This window comes from Agrobacterium sp. RAC06, from assembly GCF_001713475.1.
Classification (GTDB): domain Bacteria; phylum Pseudomonadota; class Alphaproteobacteria; order Rhizobiales; family Rhizobiaceae; genus Allorhizobium.
On record NZ_CP016499.1, the window covers coordinates 1619277 to 1638172 of the forward strand.

Below are 18896 nucleotides of genomic sequence, written 5' to 3' on the forward strand. Positions count from 1 at the left end.
ATGAAGCCAAACACCCGTCATGCCCTGCTGGCCGCATCCGCGGCACTCTTCGTTGTCGTGGCGTTTCCCGTCAGCGCAGAGACCGATGTCGCTGGCGTCACCGCGGCGGTCAATCCCGATGCAAGCACCATCGACCGCGCTGGCAAGACGCGCCTGATCTCGCTCGGCGACCCCGTGATCCGCAATCACCGCATCGAGACGAGTGGTGCCGGCCTTGTGCAGATCCTGCTGGCCGACGGCACCTCGTTCACGGTCGGTCCGAACTCGTCCGTGGTGATCGACAGCTTCGTCTATGATCCGGAGAAGAACACGGCTGCGCTGGCGGCGACCATGAGCAAGGGGGCGCTGCGCTTCATCGGCGGCAAGGCATCGAAGGCGAGCGGCAATGTAACGATCAAGACGCCGATCGGTACGGCCGGCATCCGTGGCGCGGTGGTCGACATCAACCTCAGCGGCCAGACGTCCGACGACCAGCCCCTGCCACCGCACATGACGCTGGTCTATGGCAAGGAAGTGCAGCTCACCGGCAATGGCGCGCCGCAGCGGCTGTTCAAACAGGGCTTCTCCATCGTTGCCGGCGACGGACAGCCGCGCGTCCAGCGCACCCCGCCGCAATGGGTGAGCGGGCTGCAGCAGGTGCTCGCCGGCCGGCCTGGCCAGAGCGGTGGCGCGAGCAATGCGCCGACGGAGCAGACAGTGGCCAGCAGCCCGGTTGCCGAGAGCAATTCTGCCCAGTTGCCTTCGGATAACGCCATCCCCGTGCCAACACCGCGCCCGATCGTGACGACACCGGTCGAAGAGGTGGCGAGTGCGTCGCAGCGGGATGTGGGGACAAGGCCGCAGGTGCCGGGCAGCAACGATAATGGTAACGGCGGCGGTGGTACCGACAATGCGGAGACTGCGGTTTCCGTGCTCTCGCCGAAGGAAAATTCCGGAGGCATTGGCTCCAGTGGGCCGAGGCTTACTGCATCGCGCGGGACACTCACCCGCAACGCTGACGGGACACTGAGCGGGACCGATGGTGACAACAACAGCTTCACCCTGCCGGCGCTGAGCGCGACCAGCGTCTTCACCGAGCGCAACGTTTCGGCCGCGGTCAACGGCACAGCCGTGAGCGGTACGGCCTATACCGGAAGCGGTGGTTTCTTCACCTATATGCTGACGGCCGGCAACGACGATCCCAAGGCCTTCTACGTCATCGGCGGCACGCCTGCCGATGCACGGGTAACACTCTCGACCGGGGAAATCCTGTCCTATGTGCTGGAACCGGATCTGCTTGCTGCGCTGACGAATGGCAGTGGCACAACGATCCCGTTCACCGGCAGTTTCGACGCGGGCAGCGACGCAGCCGTGGTGAGCGATCTTCTCATAAGCGGAGTGTCGGATACCAGTGACGGCGTCATAGGACGTGCGCTACAGGCATCGCTCGTCATCAGCGGCACTGGAGCCGGCCAGCAGAGTGCCATCAATGTCTTTAGCGGTAGCGTCGAGTCCTTGTCCGGCGGGGGATATGGCCTCGTTGCTTCGACAGCGGGATCGATCCGCACCAATGCAATCGAGCTCGCCGAGAACAGCCAGGGTCAGGCCGGGAGTATTGGCTCGACCGCCGGGAAGGATCACTTCCTCGGTTCAAACGGCGAGTATCTGGTGATCGGGTCGGGATCGATCGGCGCAACAGAATTCGGCGATCCTGCTCCCGCTTTTCAGGGCTACGAGCAGGTACATGTTGCGAGCCGTGACGACACGGCAACTGTTTCAGGCAGTCGCACATTCAGCGGGAATGTTGACGGCTTCTCCTCCGCCGTGATCCGGCAGTGGGGCAGCAACAATCTGACGCGCGGCAGCTTCAGCCTCAACTTCGACAATGCTGCGGGCACATTCACCGGGGGCATCAGCACGGGCGGCGGCAGCTACTTCGCCGAATTCTACGGAGAAGCCGACCGATCCTATTTGTCCGACCAAGTGATTGCCGGAACCAATTCAAAGGACGGCGCCTATATGGTGTCGTCTGCCGTGGTGCCGGCGAAGATCTTCAACAACAGTACCAGCTCCACAATCTGCAATGCCTGTGAATTCATGACCTGGGGCTGGTGGGGTCGCAATGTCTATGGCGAAGTCAACTACACGGTCCATCTCGGCAACTGGATCATCGGCAAACAGCCTGAGAACAGCGCCTTGCCGACCTCCGGCACCGCCACCTATAACGGCAATGCCGTAGGGACGGTCGTCAATGGCAGCGCCCAATATATCGCTACGGGGACAATGACCTCGACGATGGATTTCGGCGCGCGGTCAGGGACAGTTTCTGTGTCCAACTATGACAGCAAGAGCTTCAGCGCCGGGGTGAACTTCGGCAGCGGCGCGGCGACTTTCAGCGGCAACGTGACGAGCGGCGTTGCCTCGGGCAGCGTCACCGGCGCCTTCGCCGCCAACGGCACCGATCCCGTCAAGGGCATCATGGGCAACTTCACGGTAACGGACGGCAGCTGGGAGTCGACCGGGATCTTCGCAGGCAGCACGACAGGCGTCGTTCCGTGACCAAGGCAGCCGGAGGCCTGCGCCCCGAACAGAGACAAGGGCGGCCGACATCACGCCGCCTGTCTTCCTCGCAGCGCCGCAAGTTCGGCGTCGTGCTGGTCGGCCTTGCAGCGCTCATGATGGTCATTCTCGGCCACGCAGCTTTCTCCTCCCAGGCCTTTCGGCTCACGGCGCTGGTCTTCGACACCTATCAGGTGATGAAACCGCGTGACGCGACTGATCCACCGGTTGCGGTCATCGACATCGACGAAGTGTCGATCGGCAAGCTCGGACAATGGCCCTGGTCGCGCGGCACTGTGGCCGAGATGGTGACCAAGGCAAGCGGTCTTGGCGCGGCAGCCATCGGCTTCGACATCGTGTTTTCCGAGCCGGACCGGACGGCACCGGCGCGGCTCGTCGAGGCGATGCGGCGCCAGGGGATCGCCATCGACATCGGCGCCGACCTGCCGGACCCGGACGCCCAGCTGGCCGACGCGGTCGCCTCGAACGCCGTGGCGCTCGGGATCGCGCTCAGCAACGAGACCACCGCGCCGGTACCGGAGCCGAAGGCGGGGTTCTCGTTTCTCGGACCTGATCCGCGGGCGCGGCTCACACCCTATTCAGGCGCCTTGTCCAACCTCTCCGCGTTGACCGAACGCGCAACCGCAATGGGCTATTTTTCCTTCCCGCCGACGCCTGACAACATCATCCGCACCTTTCCACTCGTCTCCATGAGCGGCGACCGGCTCTACCCGGCCCTTTCGATCGAGGCGCTGAGGATCGCACAAGAGGAGGGCTCCTTCATCCTGCGCTCCGCAGGCGCGGAAGACGGCTCGGCCTTCACCGACTTGAGGGTCGGTGCGCTCGATGTGCCGCTCTCGGCCGACGGCGAGATCTGGATCTACTATTCCGGCCTTCCGAACATGCCGGTGATTTCCGCCGCCGATCTCTTCGATCCGGAGAAGGCCGAAACATTGGCAGGGCTGATCCAGGGACGCATCATGCTGGTCGGCACAAGTGCGGTGGGACTGCGCGATATCGTGGCGACCCCGGTCGACCCCGCCATGCCGGGCGTCAAGGTGCATGCCGAGATCATCGACCAGATCGCCAGCGGGGTATTCCTTCAGCGGCCCGACTGGATCATGGGGGCAGAACGGGCGGCAGCTGTTATCGTCGGCCTGATCCTGCTGACGGTCCTTGCAACAGCCGCGCCGGCCGTTTCGGTGGTGACGGGCCTGCTGCTGGCCGGACTTGTCGCCAGCGGATCCTGGCTTGCCTTTTCCCGGGCGTTCACGCTTTTCGATCCGTTGCTACCACTTTTCGCCCTCGGCGCGGTGTTGCTGACAGCGTTGCCGCTGCTCCTGATGCTCACCCATCGGGAGAAACGCTTCGTACGTGAAAGCTTCGGCCGCTATCTGTCGCCGACCCTGGTCGAACGCCTGTCTGAAAACCCAGAAGGTCTTACGCTGGGCGGCGAGGACCGCGAACTCACGATTCTCTTTTCCGACATCAGAGGCTTTACCGGCCTCTCCGAAAAATTGACGCCGACCGAGCTCACCGGGCTGCTCAACAACTTCCTGACGCCCATGACCGACGTGCTTTTGGAGCGCGAGGCGACGATCGACAAATATATCGGCGATGCGATCATGGCCTTCTGGAACGCGCCGCTCGACATTGCGGAGCATCCGCAGAAGGCGTGTCTGGCGGCGCTCGACATGGTCTCAGCCCTCGACCGGCTCAACCGCGAGAGCGGCATGAACCTCAAGATCGGCATAGGTCTCAACTCCGGCATGGCCTGTGTCGGCAATCTCGGCTCCGACCAACGCTTCAGCTATTCCTGCCTCGGCGACAGCGTCAATCTTGCGTCGCGCGTCGAGGGCATGACCAAGCTTTACGAGGTCTCGATCCTGGTGACGGAGGATGTCAGAGCGCGGACGAAAGGGCTGGTCTTCGCCGAAGTCGACCGGGTGCGTGTCGTGGGGCGGCAGGCGCCGGTGACGCTGCATGCGCTGCTCGGTGCCGCCGATGCGAAGAGCTCGGATCAGGCTGATCTGCTACAAGCCCACGCGGCTTTCATCGCTGCCTGGCAGGCGGGCGATCTCGGAACTGCACGCAACCTGCTGAAAGACCTCCTGACACTGCCGCAGAACACGCTCTCCGGCACGCACAGGCTCTACAGTGAGCGGCTCGCCATGCTACCAGAAACCGCTCCAGAAGACTGGGATGGCGTGTTTACCGCGAGCCGCAAGTAAAGGTCCTTACTCGTGCAGCGACTGCACCACGCGGTTGGCAATGGTGAGCCGCTCGGCGAGCGTGGTTGCGCAGAGGCGGTGGACGAGAAGCGCGAGCTCGGGGTCAGCCTGCTCGAGGTAACGCAGCTGGCGCCGGGCGAGGCGATAAACGGTCGAGGGCACCTCCGCCACGACATCGGCCGTGCGCGCGCCACCGCGATAGATGGCGATCTCGCCGAGCACGACGCCGGGCTTGACGGTTCTCAAACGCAGGCGCTTGCCGTTGGCGAGCACGGCCTCGACCTTGGCGCGGCCGGTCCAGAGCAGGAAGAGATCCTCCCCCGGTTCCCCCGCCCGGATGAAGCGGTCGCCTGGCTGGAGGCGGATTTCCTCCATCGAGGCGACCAGGTCCCTCAGCCGTGCGCTCGGACCAATGGTCTGGGCAAAGTAATCCTCGATATCCTGCCAGGTCTCTTCGCGGGCGATGTCTTGCAGTAGATTTTGCTCGCAATATTCGATGGCATGATCAAGATCGGGCTCGAGACGGAGGGCTGGGCCATGTGGCTCGCCGAGACCATTGCGGCGGAGCGTAGCCTGGCTCTCGGATGACAGACCACTGAGGAGCAATTCAGCGCCAGCTTCTGCCAAGAGGTTGCGGATCTTGACGAAAGCAGCGGCTGCCGCAGCGTCCATGCCGCTGACGCGGCGGAAGTCGACGATTGCATGGCGCAGCGTGGGACGATGCTGGTCCTGCAAACGCCGGCGCACAGCCGCGACCACCTGTTCCGCCGTCCCGAAGAACAGATACTCCTGGAGCTCCAGCACCTGGACCTGATCACCAACCGCATCCAGATGGCTTGTCTCGACGGGCGGGCGATCCGTGCTGCTGCGGCGAGCATGCAGGGACGTGTCGCTGCGGATGACCGACAATCGCGCATAGTTGTAGACGAAGGACAGGATGGCGAGCGCAAGGCCTATCATCATGCCGGTCAGGAAGCCGAAGACCAGCATGCAGAAGGGAATGGTGAGAATAACCAGCCATTCGTTGCGCGGAAGTTGGCGGCGCGCTCCCCAGAGCCATTCCTCCGCCATGTCATAGCCCAGTGTGATCATAAGGCCGGCAGCCACGAAGGTAGGCATGGCACCGGCGAGTTGTCCGGCAAAGGGCAGCATCAAGACCAGTACCAGCGTGGTTGCTAAGCCTGGAAGGCGGCTTACACCGCCCATGCGGGTCGCAAGCATTGTCATGCTCATGCTGCTGAACCCCGGCGCGCCGCCGAAGCCGCCAACCAAGAGATTGGCGAACCCGGTGGTGCGCAATTCGCTATCGGCGTCGATCTCGCGTCGCGTGGCGACCTCCTGGCCACTCGTGTTCAGAAGAAGCCCGACCATACTGAGAAGCACGACGGAAGCGATGGCGGGCGCTGCGTGAATAACGGCAGACCAATCGGCATGCGTGAAGATGGCGATGGGCGACGGCAGTTCGAGGCCGGCCTCAGCCGGCAGGGCGGGCAGCCAGTGGAAGCTCCGCGCTGTTTCAGCGTCCACGCCGAGGCCGATTAGCATCAGGTAAAAGAGGACTGCAGCCGCCAGCATGATGCCGGGGGCGACCAGCGGGCTCGAAGAGCGGCGAAGCGCAAAGTTTAAAATGAAAGCGAAGATCAGGGCAATGTGCAGATTTGCGATCGCCTGACGGCCATCCACCGTCGTGAACAAGTCGATGACCGGATACCCCGCGACAAGCATGTTTACGGCCCCCTGAATCATCAGGCATCCGGACCCCGCCAGGAACCCGGCAGTGACCGAGAAGGGCATGAAACGGACGAGCTTGCCGAAGCCGAATGCGCCCGACAGCACGAAGACGAGACCGGTTGCGACCGCACTGGCGCCGAGGACGGCGAAGGCGGTCATGATGCGCACATCTTCCGGCGCATCCATCAACGAGGGAGAGGCCAGTGCGGCTGCAATCGCGGCAGCCAGAATAGCGACATTCGGCTTGCGCACCTGGCCGATGCTCGTCGGGTAACGACTGCCGAGCGCGATGACGAGCGTGAGCAGGACGCTGGACATCAGGATTGCGCCGACGCCCATGCCGAAGCCGGTGGAAACGGAGCCGGTGAAGATGAGGGCGGCAAAGGCGATACTTGTACCGAGGCCATCGATGCCGGCAATCACCGCGAACAGCAGCGGCGCAATGAGACCGGTGAGCCTCGCCATGCGAGGCCGCATGGATCTCTCCGGCGCAGTCTCGGCCGGCAGTCTGTCCGGCTTTTGCGGATACGAGGCGTCCTGTAGCATCACGAGCGTCGACGTCCTTACTCGTGCAGAGACTGCACCACGCGGTTGGCAATGGTGAGCCGCTCGGCGAGCGTGGTTGCGCAGAGGCGGTGGACGAGAAGCGCCAGCTCGGGGTCTGCCTGTTCAAGATAACGCAGCTGGCGCCGGGCCAGGCGATAGACGGTCGAGGGAACTTCGGCCACGACATCTGCCGTGCGTGGTCCACCGCGATAGATGGCGATCTCGCCGAGCACGACGCCGGGCTTGACGGTTCTCAAACGCAGGCGCTTGCCATTGGCGAGCACGGCCTCGACCTTGGCGCGGCCGGTCCAGAGCAGGAAGAGATCCTCTCCCGGTTCCCCCGCCCGGATGAAGCGGTCGCCCGGCTGCAGGCGGATTTCCTCCATCGAGGCGACCAGGTCCTTCAGCCGTGCGCTCGGACCAATGGTCTGGGCGAAATAGTCCTCGATATCCTGCCAGGTGTCTTCGCGACTGATGGCGGCGATCAGCCGTTCCTCGCAGCGTTCCAGGGCATGGTCGAGGTCACGCTCCCGGCCGACGGAAGGGTCGGAGACGAAATCGATGCCGTTTCTGGCCAGGGCTTGCTCGATCTCGGGCGAGAGGCTGCTGAAGACGAGCTCGACCTCGCTTCCGGCCAGCAGGTTGCGGATCTTCACGAAGGTGGCGGCAGCGGCCGCATCCATGCCGCTGACGCGGCGGAAATCGATGACGACGAAGCGCAGCGACAGGCGGCTGCGATCCTGCTGGCGGCGGCGTATCGCCTCTATGATCTGTTCTGCCGTGCCGAAGAACAGGAATTCCTGCAGTTCAAGGACCTGGACCTGCTCGCCTTCCAGCTCGATCAGGCTGTTTTCTGCCGGCGGTCGGTCGATGCTGCTCTTGCGTTCGCGTAGCGAAGCGTTGACGCGGATGACCGAGAGACGGGCATAGTTGTAGACGAAGCTGGCGATGGACAGCGCAAGTCCAAGCGCCATGCCGCCCATGAAGCCGAAGGCTGCCATGCCGAGGGGAATGGCGAGGACGACCAGCCACTCCATGCGCGGCAGTTGGGTGCGCGTGCGCCACAGCCAGTCCTGGATCAGCTCGACGCCGAGTGCGATCATCAGACCGGCTGCTACGAAAGTGGGCATGGCGCCGGCCAGTTCGCCGGCAAAGGGCAGCATCAGCGCCAGCATCAGGGCAGTCGCGATACCGACGGAACGGGCCTTCGCCCCCATGCGGTTTGCGAGCAGTGTCATCGACAGGCCGGTGAAGCCGGGCGCACCGCCGAAGCCGCCGGCAACGATATTGGCAATGCCGGTCGTGCGCAGTTCGGCATCGGCGTCGATCTCCTGGCGGGTGGCAACTTCGAGACCGCTGGTGTTGAGAAGCAGCCCGACCATGCCGAGCAGCGCGACGGAAATGATCGCCGGCATAGCCTGCAGGACAACAGACCAATTGGCAGTAGAAACGATTTCAAGCGGTTGCGGGAGGGCAAAGCCCGGCCCTGAGGGCATGGCAGGCAGCCATTGCATTGCCCTCGCCTGCTCGCTGTCGACCCCGATCACCGCGAGCATGCCATAGAAGAGAAGACCGCCGCCAAGGAGGACGAGCGGCATGGTCAAAGGGCTCGTCGAGCGGCGCAGGGCAAAGACCATGACGATGGCGAAGACGACGGCGACATAGAGATTGGCGACCGCCTGCTGCCCCTCGGGGCGGACGAGAAGATCGACGAGGTTGCGGTCGCCGATGATCATCATCACCGCGCCCTGGATGAGCAGCCAGCCGGAGCCGGCGAGGAAACCGGCGACGACCGGATAGGGCATGAAGCGCACGAGCCGGCCGAAGCGGCCAAGGCCGAAGAGCCAGAAGACCACACCGGTGACCACGGCACTCGATCCGAGAATGGCAAAGGCGGTGGCGACCTTGACCTCCTCGGGGGCCAGTTCGAGCTGCAGGGTCGCAGTTGCAATCGCGGTCGCAAGGATGGCGATGCTCGCTTCCTGCACCTGGCCGATGCTTGAGGGATAGCGGCTGCGCAGCGCAATCCACAGCGCCATGACGATGCTGGACATGAGGATGACGCCGACGCCCATGGAGAAGCCGGCAGCCAGCGGCCCGGCAAAGATCAGCGCGGCGAAGGCGATGCTGGTGCCGAGGCCATCGATGCCGGCGATCAGTGCAAACAGCACGGGAGCGACATAGCGCCTCGCCGCGCTCGGAACAGGATAACGCCATGCACGCTGCCGTGGGACGACATCGACCGCGGTCTTGCGATCCGGGGCGGGCGCTGGATTGTGGATGTTCACGGCTTTTCCTGCTCTTGAAAAGGCATTCGCCGCCGGGGACGACATGCCGGCTCACCGACTGGTAGACGGCGCTGGCGTGGCGGGCAACGCGACCATCCGGATCGGCCCAAACTTGGCCGGATCAGCTGCAGGAAAGGCGGAGTACGACGGGGAAAACCCGCAGGTTTAACGGGTCGGGGCCAGTGGGGAGAGCCGGTGGCTATTTGCGTTTCGCCTGCAAGACGGCGGTGCCCAGACGCTCGACGGCGCGGCGCAGGTTCTCGTTTTCAATGCCGTCCATCATCGCTTCGAGCCGGCGGGCCTTCTCACCTTCCAGCTTGCGGATGCGGGGTCTCGTAATCGCCACCGAAACAGGTTTCTGGACGATGCGAACCTGGCCGATCGCGGGATAGCCGAAGAAGCCGTTGATGCGGGCGATCAGCTCGCCCTGGGCATGGGAGAGAAAGAGCGCACGCGCGCCTTCGCAGGCAACCGTCAGCACGCCTGGACGATGGCCGCCATCCTCAGGCAGATCGGAGCGGCGTGGCCAGGCGATCTTTTCGGGCCGGGTACAATCGGCAAAACCTTCGCCAACGATGTCTTCCCAGGAGCCGAGCAGCGCCGTGTTGATGCCCGCACGCCTTGCCAGCACCGGGTCGACGATGCCGTTGGCAATCTCGGAAATCTGGTTTGCGCCCTTGAATGTGGCCATGGCCTCTGGGGATCCTTCACATCGGCCCTTGAACGGGCGACTGCTTTGGTCAGATATAGGCCATCCTCCCCTCTCTTCGCAAATGACCGGCGTGACACTCCCCAGCAAAGCATCGACAAGACCGACGGCTCCCATGCTTCTCGCCTGGTATGACCGGCATCACCGCGAGCTTCCCTGGCGCATCTCGCCCGCTGCGGCGAAGCGTGGTGTGAGACCCGATCCCTATCACATCTGGATGTCGGAGGTGATGCTGCAGCAGACGACGGTTGCCGCGGTGAAGGCCTATTTTGCCAAGTTCATTGCGAGATGGCCGACGGTCAGGGATCTGGCAGAAGCGCCCACCGAGGATGTGATGGCGGCCTGGGCGGGGCTCGGCTACTACGCCCGCGCCCGCAATCTGAAGAAATGCGCAGAGGCCGTGGCTTTCGATCATGGCGGCGTCTTTCCCGATACCGAAGAGGGTTTAAGGGCACTGCCCGGCATCGGCGACTATACCTCGGCTGCGGTTGCGGCAATCGCCTTCAACCGGCCATCCGCTGTCATGGACGGCAATGTCGAGCGGGTGATCTCACGGCTTTTTGCCATCGAGGCGCCGCTTCCGGGATCGAAGCCGCAGATGAAGGCGAAGGTCGCGGAACTCACGCCGACCGACCGGCCCGGGGACTTTGCCCAGGCGATGATGGATCTCGGCGCCACGATCTGCACTCCGAAGCGGCCGGCCTGCGCGCTCTGTCCGTTCAACGGTGCCTGTCTGGCGCTCGCCACCGACGAGCCGGAGCGTTTTCCGGTGAAGGCGGCAAAGAAGGCGAAACCGGTGCGGCTCGGGGCGGCCTTCATCGCTGTTGATCGCGATGGCAACATCCTGCTGCGCAAGCGGGTGGAAAGCGGGCTGCTCGGGGGGATGACGGAGGTGCCGACGACCGAGTGGACCTCGCGGCAGGACGGGGAAACGGGGACGGAGGCAGCCCCCTTCCCGGCCGAGTGGCAGGCGGCGGGCGCGATCTCCCATGTCTTCACCCATTTCGAGCTTCGGCTCTCGATCTTCCGCGTCGGCCCGATCGACCGCCCCTCTGTCAATCACGGTTTCTGGGTGCCCGTCACCGAACTTGATGGGCAAGCGCTGCCGACTGTCATGAAGAAGGCAATTGCGGCGGCTATTCCAACCGCCTTTCCAACTCCTAAGGGCTAAGACATGACCGAAATCCGCCATATCGTTTTCGACATCGGCAAGGTGCTGATCCATTACGATCCGAACCTGCCGTATCAGCGGATCATCCCGGACCCAGCAGAACGGGCGGATTTCTTCGCCCGGGTCTGTACCCATGACTGGAACATCGAGCAGGATCGCGGCCGCAACTGGGCCGACGCCGAGGCGCTGCTGATCGAGCAGTTTCCCGAGAAGGAAGCGCATATCCGCGCCTTCCGGAAGCACTGGGCCGAGATGGTGCCGCATGCCTATGACGACAGCGTTTCCATCATGACCGGGCTGATCGATTCGGGCCGGGACGTGACGATGCTCACCAATTTCGCCGCCGATACATTTGCGGAAGCGCGCAAGATGTATCCCTTCCTGAACCTGCCGCGCGGCGTGACGGTGTCAGGCGAGGTGGGGCTGATCAAGCCTGACGTCGCGATCTACGAGCGGCATGTCGCGAATTTCGGACTGTCTCCTGCGCATTCCGTCTTCATCGACGACAGTCTGGCGAATGTCGAAGGCGCGCGGGCTGCCGGTTGGCACGCGGTGCATTTTACCGGGGCGGAGACGCTGAAGGCGGATCTGCAGGGGCTGGGCATCAGCCTTTAATCTTTTACACGAAGGCATATCGGGCGGCCTGCTGATGCGGGCCGCGTTCCCTCAACCGGGTCGTTCAACCAGCTCCACGCGGCGGTTCATGGCTCGGCCAGGCTCGGTCTGGTTACTGGCGCGCGGTGCGAGCATGCCCATTCCGGCAGCGGCGAGGCGTTCTTTCGAGATGCCCGCCGACACCAGGGCTCCCATGACCGCTTGCGCACGCTTTTGTGACAGCGACAGGTTCGTCTCGGCATCCCCGATCCAATCGGTGTGGCCGACGATATAGACCTGCAGCGCCGGGTTGGAGGTCAAGAGCTTTGCCATTTCGGCGATAGCGGGTGCCGCTTCCGGCGACAGGTTTGCCGTGCCGAAGTCGAAATAGACATTGTCGAGCGCGATATGGCCCTCGTCCGAAATACCCTTGGCCATGGCTGCGGCATCGATCATGCGGCTTTCGAGGGCTGAAGACGTGACGAGATCCAGATGCACGGCGGCACGCTCGGATGCATTGCCGGAAAGCGGCGCTTTCTGGTTCTGCGCGACATAGAGCGCCACGTGACGCGCGCCATCTGCCGAAACGGCGGCCATGTAATGCTCGTCGCCGTCAATATAGAGCGCGAATTCCGACGCCTTGCCCAGATTCTTCAGCTTCCGCTCCGGCGGATAGATGATGAGCTTGCCAAGCAGGGCATTGTTGCTGCCACAGGTTCGCGCGGAACATTCAAACAGGGAGGAGAAGCCGGCCCCCACCAGGGCCGTGCGGTAGTTGAGAAAGACATCGGCTGCGCTTGCGCCTTCAGGGGCCACATAAAGGCGGCGCTGCAACTGGCCCTCGATCGGCTTGACCTCGGACACGGTCCGGCCCTTCATCGGGCCGACCGGCAGCTCGAACCGGGTAAAGCCTGCGTCTTCGGCGCCATAAAGGCAGGCCCCGTCATAGACCGCCAGCGCATCGAGCGGTGCAAAGCCTTCGAGGACAGGACAGGTTTCGGCGGCACTGGTGCGGGCAAAGCCGAAAAGGACAAACGCGACGATGCTGATGAATTTCAGTGAATGCCGGGCCATGGAGCACCTTTTTCCGGGCATTCCCCCAATGGCCTGCCGGCAGTCAGGATCGTGGCGCTATAGCGATCGCTGATCAAGTGTTTCCTGTCACTCTCTCCGGATTCTAGGACCGTGAGAGTGCGAATGTCGACTTTTGGGGTGAGCGCCCGACCAGAGGGGCGAATAAGGCGCTGGCGCGGGTGGAGTTGGCGGACCCCTGCCCGCGCCAGATCGATCCCTTGAGATCGAATTCAGCCCGATTAAAGGCTTCGACTTGCTCGAAGCTGATCACAAGAATGTGAAGTTATTCTAATCTATATGAAGATCGGATCGGCGCGATCCAGGCGCCGATCCGTTGCTTTTACTCCAGGCCGCCCATGCGGCTGCGGATGATCGAGCGCAAATCGTCGATCGGCTTCAGGGCACCCTTTTCTTCGGTATGCCAGAAGGTCCAGCCATTGCAGGCATCAAGCCCTTGCACCTTGGCACCAACACGGTGGATGGAGCCGGCCTCGCCGTTTGCCGTCAGCGTGCCATCGGCGCGGATGATGGCGGAGTGGCGGCGCTTGGCATCGGTCAGGATCTGGCCGGGCTTCACGAGACCGGCTTCCAGCAGAACGTTGAAGGCAACGCGGGGCTCGGCCTTCTTGCCGGTCAGGACGGTCAGCTCGACCTTGCCCAAAGGCTCGACGGCGGCGATGCGGGCAGAGGCTGCATCGATGTAATCCTGCTCGCGCTCGATGCCGACGAAATGACGGCCGAGGCGCTTGGCAACGGCACCCGTCGTGCCGGAGCCGAAGAAGGGATCGAGCACGATATCGCCCGGCTTGGTCGAGGCCATGATGACACGGGCGAGAAGGGCTTCCGGTTTCTGGGTCGGATGGACCTTCTTGCCGTCATCGCCCTTCAGCCGCTCGCCACCCGAGCAGATCGGGAAGAGCCAGTCGGAGCGCATCTGGACATCGTCGTTCGAGGCCTTCAGCGCATCGTAATTGAAGGTGTAACCCTTGGCCTTCGGATCGGGCGAGGCCCAGATCATCGTCTCATGGGCGTTCTGGAAACGACGGCCCTTGAAGTTCGGCATCGGGTTGGTCTTGCGCCAGACGATGTCGTTGAGGATCCAGAAGTTGAGATCCTGCAGCGTCGCGCCGACACGGAAGATGTTGTGATAGCTGCCGATGACCCAGATCGTGCCGGTCGGCTTCAGTACGCGGCGGCAGGCGAGCAACCAGGCGCGGGTGAAGGCGTCATAGGCTTCGAACGAGGCGAACTGGTCCCATTCGTCGTCGCAGGCATCGACGAGGCTCTGGTCGGGACGATGCAGAGCGCCGCCAAGCTGAAGATTGTACGGCGGATCGGCGAAGATGACGTCGACGGATTTATCGGGAAGGGCTTCGAGGGCGGAAACGCAATCGCCCTTGATGATGCTGTCGACCCAGGCCAGCGGGTCGGACGAACGGCGGAGTTCGGCAATCGGAAATACAGAAGCCATCGGTTACTCACTCTTACGCTGACGCAGCACGGGATGTGAGGCTTATGGTTACCGAACTTGGTTACTGAAGGGTGAAGACGGGGTGAGAATTTGTGCGGGGGTGGGATGGCGTGGCTGCGTTTGTTGGGCCACGTGGAAGACCAAACCGTTCTGAAGCGCAAAGGTGTTACTTACTCACAGCTTGCGGAGAAGCTGGCGTCTATTGGCGTAGACGAAAAGGAAGTGAGCATCAGAAACAAGCTAAGCCGTGGCAAGTTCACGGCTTCGTTCGTGCTCCAATGCCTTTCGGCTATTAGCGCATCCAGTATTTCGATTTCTTAGATCGTTCGGGACATCTCATTTCTGCGGATGGTCTCAAGAAGGCCTAGGAACTCTCGCCCTACTAACTGCCTCAACTGTCCTATGGCCTTCCGGCAGGCCTCAATATCCGGTTCGACTAGCGCCACAGAAAGCTCGTCGAACCTATAAGAGAGGCGCTCTGCCTTTTCTCTGGCGGGCGCAAGAGCTGTGCCCGGTGCGTTGATTTTTGAGGCAATCGCGTCCTCGTATAAAAAAATCTTGTCGTAGAATTTATACCGTTGCATCAGCTTTCTTATCGGCTCGTATGCCTGGGCTACGTTCTGTGTCTCTTCGTGCATCATGCGAAAATAATCAACAGCTTGACCGCTTAGGAAATACTCTCGCCAAGCACCTGACCTATTACCCATGGCGTCGACATACACCTCAGATAGATCGTGTGCCAAAGGGTATATTTCATCTATAAGCGCGATCAATTTAAGATCTGCAGGGCGTTTCTGTTTGTCGACAACTTGGGTTTGATCCTCACGACTATCGCCCGCCAAGGTTTCCTCACCACGGCCCCACTTCGCCAACTGCCGTGCAAGAAAGTCCCAAAATCCAAATATCAGCGCACCAATAACGAACCCTAAGAATATTTGAGACGACAAACCAGAAATAACCCAGTTTATCCATTCAAGACCGGATGCTAGATATGGGAGCACGTTCTGTCCCCCATCAACAAGCTCGTCGTCGATGCCTTTTGAAACAGCCCAGGTCTCAATGTTGACGCTGACGACGGGGGAGATAAATATGTCGTATATCTTCCCAAACACGAACAGCAAAAGTAGCCAAAAGCTGAGTTCGCGTTTGCTGAAGATTTTCCACATAATGTGAAAGATGCCCCAATATATGGAAGTTGTGGAGTCCTCATTTTTCCACTCCATTCCGTATTGGTGCGCTTGCTACATAAGACCGGAGCATTGAAGCGATGCCTTATGTGAACATCAAGATTACCCGCGAGGGCGCAACAGCTGCACAGAAGGCCGAACTCATCCAGGGAGTGACGAAACTGCTCGTGGACGTGCTGAACAAGACCCCCGCGACAACCTTTGTCGTCATCGATGAGGTCGCGATGGAGGACTGGGGTATCGGTGGCCTGCCTGTCGAGGCGTATCGACAGGCTTCGAAGCGGGGCGCCTGAAGCTTCATGGCTCTCAGAACCCGCATTACCGAAAACTTTGGTCTCTCGGTACCGATCCTGTCGGCGCCGATGGCTGGCATCGCAGGCGGCGCCCTCGCGGCGGCGGTCGGTCATTCCGGAGGCCTGGGGCTGATCGGCGGCGGCTATGGCGACCGGCGCTGGCTGGAGCAGGAATTCGAACGCGCCGGCAATACCAAGGTCGGCGTCGGCTTCATCAGCTGGGCACTCGCCAGGGATCCCGGCCTGCTTGATATCGCCCTCGATCGATCTCCAAGAGCGATCTTCCTTTCGTTCGGCGATGTCGGGCAGTTTGCACCGGCAATCGCGCGCGCGGGCATCGCTCTCATCGCGCAGGTTCAAACGGTAAAGGCGGCGAAGATTGCCGTCGCCGAAGGGGCGCAGGTGATCGTCGCACAGGGCACCGAGGCCGGTGGCCATGGCGGCAGCCGCGCGACGCTTCCGCTCGTCCCGGCTGTCGTCGATGCCGTCCCCGGAACGCCCGTCATCGCTGCAGGCGGCATTGCAGACGGCCGGGGCCTGGCTGCTGCGCTCATGCTCGGAGCAGACGGCGTGCTGTGCGGCACGGCACTCTACGCGACACGGGAATCGCTTGCCAACATCCCGGCAAAGAACGCCGCGATCACCGGCTCCGGGGACGAGACCGTCAAGGGCACGGTCTTCGATCTGATACGCGGCCATGATTGGCCAACGCAATGGCAATTGCGGACACTCGACAACGGCTTGTACCGCGCATGGCACGACCGTCTCGCAATGCTGAAAGACAGTATCGATCAGGTTCGCCATCGCTATCTTGACGCCCAGGCGACCGGCGATACCGAGCAGTTGCCGGTCATCGTCGGCGAGGCTGTCGACCTTGTGCGGTCCCTGGAACCTGCCTCCCTCGTCATCGAACGCATGGCGCGCGAGGCCGAGGAGCGGATGCGAAACATCGTCAGAGACTGTATCACGCGCTAGTCGCGGGCATCCCAGGCCTTCACCACGGCCTTCTTCGCCTGCGTCCGCCAGACACGCGTCAGGTTTTCCCGCGCCCATTCGAGGTCGAGCCGGTCCGGACGGGCGAGCACCAGCCTATGGGGTCGGTGATGATCGGTGGTGAAAAAGGTGTCGGGGTCGATCTCAATCAGGTGGTCGCGCTCCTCGAAAGGGACTTTGAAGACCGGGCAGTCATGGGTCGGGTTCCAGAACAGCATGGCCTTGCCGTTGACCTTGAAGGACGGATGCCCCCAGGAGGTCGTTTCCTCCGTGGTCGGGAGAGCAAGGATGATCTGGCGCAGGGTATCGAGGGTGATCATGGCGGGGCCTCCGGAGGTCAGTCTGCCAGAGGCTTTAGGACGTGTCATCAGGTCCAGATACGCCCCCTCATCCGCCCTTCGGGCACCTTCTCCCCGCGAGCGGGGAGAAGGAGACGCCGCCAGCCTCAGGGGGCAACACGCACACTCAGATATCCGCCGTCCGCGACGCTGTCGCAAAGCTCCGACCATTCGCAGCCGGAACAAGCGGAGCGGATCTCACCGGTGGCGAAGGTCTTCCTCAGACGCGCCAGCAGTGCGGCTGAGGGTGCGATGCGAGCGCCCGGTGGAAGCGGGCTGCCGATCAGGCGGGCGACGGCGTCTGCCGCTGCCCGGTCCCGTTCGATGACGCTTGTCCCATGGCAATGAGCCCCAGGGTCTGCGGTCAGCGGGCCGCAGATATCGTCCGGCCCCGCCACCAGCTCGATCTCCTCGCCGGCCGAGAGCCTTGCGGCAATCACCTCGTAGTTCTCGACGAAGGCGTGCGAATAGCCCTTGCCGACATAAGTCAGCATGCAGAGCAGGTGGTGGGCGCGGAGCCGGACGGTCATTCTTGCTGCAGTCGGTTGTTATGGGTTCAGAGGTCGAGCGGCTTTGCCTTGCGGCGGGCCAGCGCCATCAGCAGGGCGGCGGCGAGTGCGGATTTCAGCACGGCACCCAGGATGAAGGGCGTGACGCCGAGAGCCAAGCCCTTTTCGGCTCCGATAAGATAGGCAAGCCAGGCACCGCCGATGGCGAGGCACAGGATGTTGGCGGAGAGATGGGCGAGGAAGCTTTTGACGACTTGGCTGCCCGTCCAGCCCTTTTCGGCGAGGTAACCGGCGAGCGCTGCGATGATCGGGAAGGAGACCAGATAGCCGGCGGTCGGGCCGACGAAGGGCGCAAGACCGCCACCGCCATTGGCGAGAACCGGCAGGCCCATCATCGCCTCGCCGAGCCAGGCAAGCACGGTGAGCGCGCCCAGACGCCAGCCATAGAGCACGCCGATCATGGTCAGCGCAAAGGTCTGCATGGTGATCGGCACCGGCACCATGGGCACGGAGATCTGCGAGGCAAGGGCCAATACGCCCGTGCCAAAGAGGAGAAGAGCGGCCTGCACGGGAAGCGAACGGCCCGATATGCCAAGCGGATCGAAACCGCGGCCGGCGGGCGCAAGAATGGTCGTCATGGGCAATCTCCATTTTATAGATAATTTGAAGTGGCGGAGAATCTTTTATCTATGGAATCGACGAATGCCAAGATGAAGACTGCAAGAATCTCGGAGAAGGTCGCTGGGGTGGGGATCAAGATTGCCGAGCATGGCATAGCTTTGCGCCTCTTCTCTCTTTTTATCTATAATTTTAGAACGAGGCCGCGCGCCTCACCCTACCCTCTGCCCGCAAGCGGGGAGAGGGAGGTGCGCGCGGTCAGCGTTTTGGCCTTCTCCTCGGCAGCCAAGGAGAAGGTGCCGCCCTTCGGCGGGCTCAGGAGGCGGATGAGGGGCAAAGGATCACCCCTCACCCTGAGGTGCCTGCGCCCGCAGGCCTCGAAGGGCGAGGCCACGGAAGAGCCACCCGCCCTCCTCCTTCGAGGGGAGCGCTCGCTCCCGCCTCAGGATGAGGGCTTGCCAGCAGAGAGGGCGCATCCATCACAGGACGGTGGCTGGTCAGCAGAGAGCGGCACCCTTCTGCCTGGATGAGGGCTTGCCTGAGGCGGCGGCGCCAACACCCTCCCCTTGAGGGGGAGGGTCGGACCGCAGGTCCGGGGTGGGGTG

17 protein-coding genes are annotated in these 18896 nt (G+C 62.6%); 8 read left to right on the forward strand and 9 right to left on the reverse strand.

The window, feature by feature from the left end; all coding sequences use genetic code 11:
* On the forward strand, positions 1–2538 hold the full coding sequence (locus tag BSY240_RS07895) for a FecR domain-containing protein (protein ID WP_069041941.1): 2538 nt from the start codon (positions 1–3) through the stop codon (positions 2536–2538).
* Positions 2535–4769: a CHASE2 domain-containing protein gene (locus tag BSY240_RS07900; RefSeq protein WP_083229591.1), complete on the forward strand. Its 2235-nt coding sequence runs from the start codon at positions 2535–2537 to the stop codon at positions 4767–4769. Before BSY240_RS07895 ends, BSY240_RS07900 begins: the two co-directional genes overlap by 4 nt.
* A gap of 6 nt (positions 4770–4775) precedes the next feature.
* On the opposite strand, the gene BSY240_RS07905 is transcribed toward BSY240_RS07900, so the two are convergent.
* From BSY240_RS07905 to BSY240_RS07915, 3 genes are all read right to left on the reverse strand, one after another.
* Complete coding sequence (locus BSY240_RS07905; protein WP_171901557.1) at positions 4776–6977, reverse strand: SulP family inorganic anion transporter; 2202 nt, start codon at positions 6975–6977, stop codon at positions 4776–4778.
* An 86-nt stretch (positions 6978–7063) separates the two neighbouring features.
* A complete protein-coding gene (locus tag BSY240_RS07910) occupies positions 7064–9334 on the reverse strand; it encodes a SulP family inorganic anion transporter (RefSeq protein WP_171901558.1) in 2271 nt (756 codons plus the stop codon).
* A gap of 199 nt (positions 9335–9533) precedes the next feature.
* On the reverse strand, positions 9534–10025 hold the full coding sequence (locus BSY240_RS07915; RefSeq protein ID WP_054149188.1) for a DUF721 domain-containing protein: 492 nt from the start codon (positions 10023–10025) through the stop codon (positions 9534–9536).
* Positions 10026–10107: 82 nt separating this feature from the next.
* Here BSY240_RS07915 and mutY point away from each other — a divergent pair, with 82 nt between their 5' ends.
* Together mutY and BSY240_RS07925 are read left to right on the forward strand one after the other, a co-directional pair.
* Complete coding sequence (gene mutY, locus BSY240_RS07920) at positions 10108–11214, forward strand: A/G-specific adenine glycosylase (RefSeq protein WP_069041942.1); 1107 nt, start codon at positions 10108–10110, stop codon at positions 11212–11214.
* A gap of 3 nt (positions 11215–11217) precedes the next feature.
* Positions 11218–11829: an HAD family hydrolase gene (locus BSY240_RS07925; RefSeq protein WP_069041943.1), complete on the forward strand. Its 612-nt coding sequence runs from the start codon at positions 11218–11220 to the stop codon at positions 11827–11829.
* Positions 11830–11880: 51 nt separating this feature from the next.
* On the opposite strand, the gene BSY240_RS07930 is transcribed toward BSY240_RS07925, so the two are convergent.
* Both BSY240_RS07930 and BSY240_RS07935 read right to left on the reverse strand, forming a co-directional pair.
* Complete coding sequence (locus tag BSY240_RS07930; RefSeq protein ID WP_069041944.1) at positions 11881–12882, reverse strand: OmpA family protein; 1002 nt, start codon at positions 12880–12882, stop codon at positions 11881–11883.
* Positions 12883–13222: 340 nt separating this feature from the next.
* Positions 13223–14353 (reverse strand): site-specific DNA-methyltransferase, encoded by a 1131-nt coding sequence (locus tag BSY240_RS07935; protein ID WP_069041945.1) that lies wholly within the window; start codon positions 14351–14353, stop codon positions 13223–13225.
* A gap of 105 nt (positions 14354–14458) precedes the next feature.
* On the opposite strand from BSY240_RS07935, the gene BSY240_RS24360 reads away from it, so the two are divergent.
* Entirely contained in the window at positions 14459–14674 is a 216-nt protein-coding gene (locus BSY240_RS24360) for a DUF6471 domain-containing protein (RefSeq protein ID WP_069041946.1), read from the forward strand.
* Here the strand turns inward: BSY240_RS24360 and BSY240_RS07945 are convergent.
* Entirely contained in the window at positions 14671–15519 is an 849-nt protein-coding gene (locus BSY240_RS07945; protein ID WP_150127434.1) for a hypothetical protein, read from the reverse strand. The two genes, BSY240_RS24360 and BSY240_RS07945, sit on opposite strands and share 4 nt — an antisense overlap.
* A gap of 101 nt (positions 15520–15620) precedes the next feature.
* Between BSY240_RS07945 and BSY240_RS07950 the strand changes: the two genes are divergently transcribed.
* Both BSY240_RS07950 and BSY240_RS07955 read left to right on the forward strand, forming a co-directional pair.
* Positions 15621–15833, forward strand: coding sequence for a tautomerase family protein (locus BSY240_RS07950; protein ID WP_054149195.1), 213 nt, complete (start codon positions 15621–15623; stop codon positions 15831–15833).
* Positions 15834–15839: 6 nt separating this feature from the next.
* Positions 15840–16808 (forward strand): NAD(P)H-dependent flavin oxidoreductase, encoded by a 969-nt coding sequence (locus BSY240_RS07955; RefSeq protein WP_054149196.1) that lies wholly within the window; start codon positions 15840–15842, stop codon positions 16806–16808.
* Here BSY240_RS07955 and BSY240_RS07960 read toward each other — a convergent pair.
* The 3 genes from BSY240_RS07960 to BSY240_RS07970 all read right to left on the reverse strand — a co-directional run bounded on the left by BSY240_RS07960 (position 16805) and on the right by BSY240_RS07970 (position 18311).
* Positions 16805–17146, reverse strand: a complete 342-nt coding sequence (locus tag BSY240_RS07960) for an MmcQ/YjbR family DNA-binding protein (RefSeq protein ID WP_069041948.1) — start codon at positions 17144–17146, stop codon at positions 16805–16807. The genes BSY240_RS07955 and BSY240_RS07960 overlap by 4 nt on opposite strands.
* Positions 17147–17271: 125 nt before the next feature.
* Positions 17272–17694, reverse strand: a complete 423-nt coding sequence (locus BSY240_RS07965) for a DUF1284 domain-containing protein (protein ID WP_069041949.1) — start codon at positions 17692–17694, stop codon at positions 17272–17274.
* A 26-nt stretch (positions 17695–17720) separates the two neighbouring features.
* Positions 17721–18311, reverse strand: a complete 591-nt coding sequence (locus tag BSY240_RS07970) for a biotin transporter BioY (protein ID WP_069041950.1) — start codon at positions 18309–18311, stop codon at positions 17721–17723.
* 51 nt (positions 18312–18362) lie between these two features.
* Here BSY240_RS07970 and BSY240_RS07975 point away from each other — a divergent pair, with 51 nt between their 5' ends.
* Complete coding sequence (locus tag BSY240_RS07975) at positions 18363–18821, forward strand: hypothetical protein (protein ID WP_069041951.1); 459 nt, start codon at positions 18363–18365, stop codon at positions 18819–18821.
* Positions 18822–18896: the final 75 nt, after the last annotated feature.

Excerpts from the sequence above, each read along its gene's own strand:
- BSY240_RS07895 (WP_069041941.1), top strand. The coding sequence starts at position 1 with ATGAAGCCAAACACCCGTCATGCCCTGCTGGCCGCATCCGCGGCACTC.
- BSY240_RS07905 (WP_171901557.1), bottom strand. The coding sequence starts at position 6,977 with ATGCGGCCTCGCATGGCGAGGCTCACCGGTCTCATTGCGCCGCTGCTG.
- BSY240_RS07915 (WP_054149188.1), bottom strand. The coding sequence starts at position 10,025 with ATGGCCACATTCAAGGGCGCAAACCAGATTTCCGAGATTGCCAACGGC.
- mutY (WP_069041942.1), top strand. The coding sequence starts at position 10,108 with ATGACCGGCGTGACACTCCCCAGCAAAGCATCGACAAGACCGACGGCT.
- BSY240_RS07925 (WP_069041943.1), top strand. The coding sequence starts at position 11,218 with ATGACCGAAATCCGCCATATCGTTTTCGACATCGGCAAGGTGCTGATC.
- BSY240_RS07930 (WP_069041944.1), bottom strand. The coding sequence starts at position 12,882 with ATGGCCCGGCATTCACTGAAATTCATCAGCATCGTCGCGTTTGTCCTT.
- BSY240_RS07935 (WP_069041945.1), bottom strand. The coding sequence starts at position 14,353 with ATGGCTTCTGTATTTCCGATTGCCGAACTCCGCCGTTCGTCCGACCCG.
- BSY240_RS24360 (WP_069041946.1), top strand. The coding sequence starts at position 14,459 with ATGGCGTGGCTGCGTTTGTTGGGCCACGTGGAAGACCAAACCGTTCTG.
- BSY240_RS07945 (WP_150127434.1), bottom strand. The coding sequence starts at position 15,519 with ATGTGGAAAATCTTCAGCAAACGCGAACTCAGCTTTTGGCTACTTTTG.
- BSY240_RS07950 (WP_054149195.1), top strand. The coding sequence starts at position 15,621 with ATGCCTTATGTGAACATCAAGATTACCCGCGAGGGCGCAACAGCTGCA.
- BSY240_RS07955 (WP_054149196.1), top strand. The coding sequence starts at position 15,840 with ATGGCTCTCAGAACCCGCATTACCGAAAACTTTGGTCTCTCGGTACCG.
- BSY240_RS07960 (WP_069041948.1), bottom strand. The coding sequence starts at position 17,146 with ATGATCACCCTCGATACCCTGCGCCAGATCATCCTTGCTCTCCCGACC.
- BSY240_RS07965 (WP_069041949.1), bottom strand. The coding sequence starts at position 17,694 with ATGACCGTCCGGCTCCGCGCCCACCACCTGCTCTGCATGCTGACTTAT.
- BSY240_RS07970 (WP_069041950.1), bottom strand. The coding sequence starts at position 18,311 with ATGACGACCATTCTTGCGCCCGCCGGCCGCGGTTTCGATCCGCTTGGC.
- BSY240_RS07975 (WP_069041951.1), top strand. The coding sequence starts at position 18,363 with ATGGAATCGACGAATGCCAAGATGAAGACTGCAAGAATCTCGGAGAAG.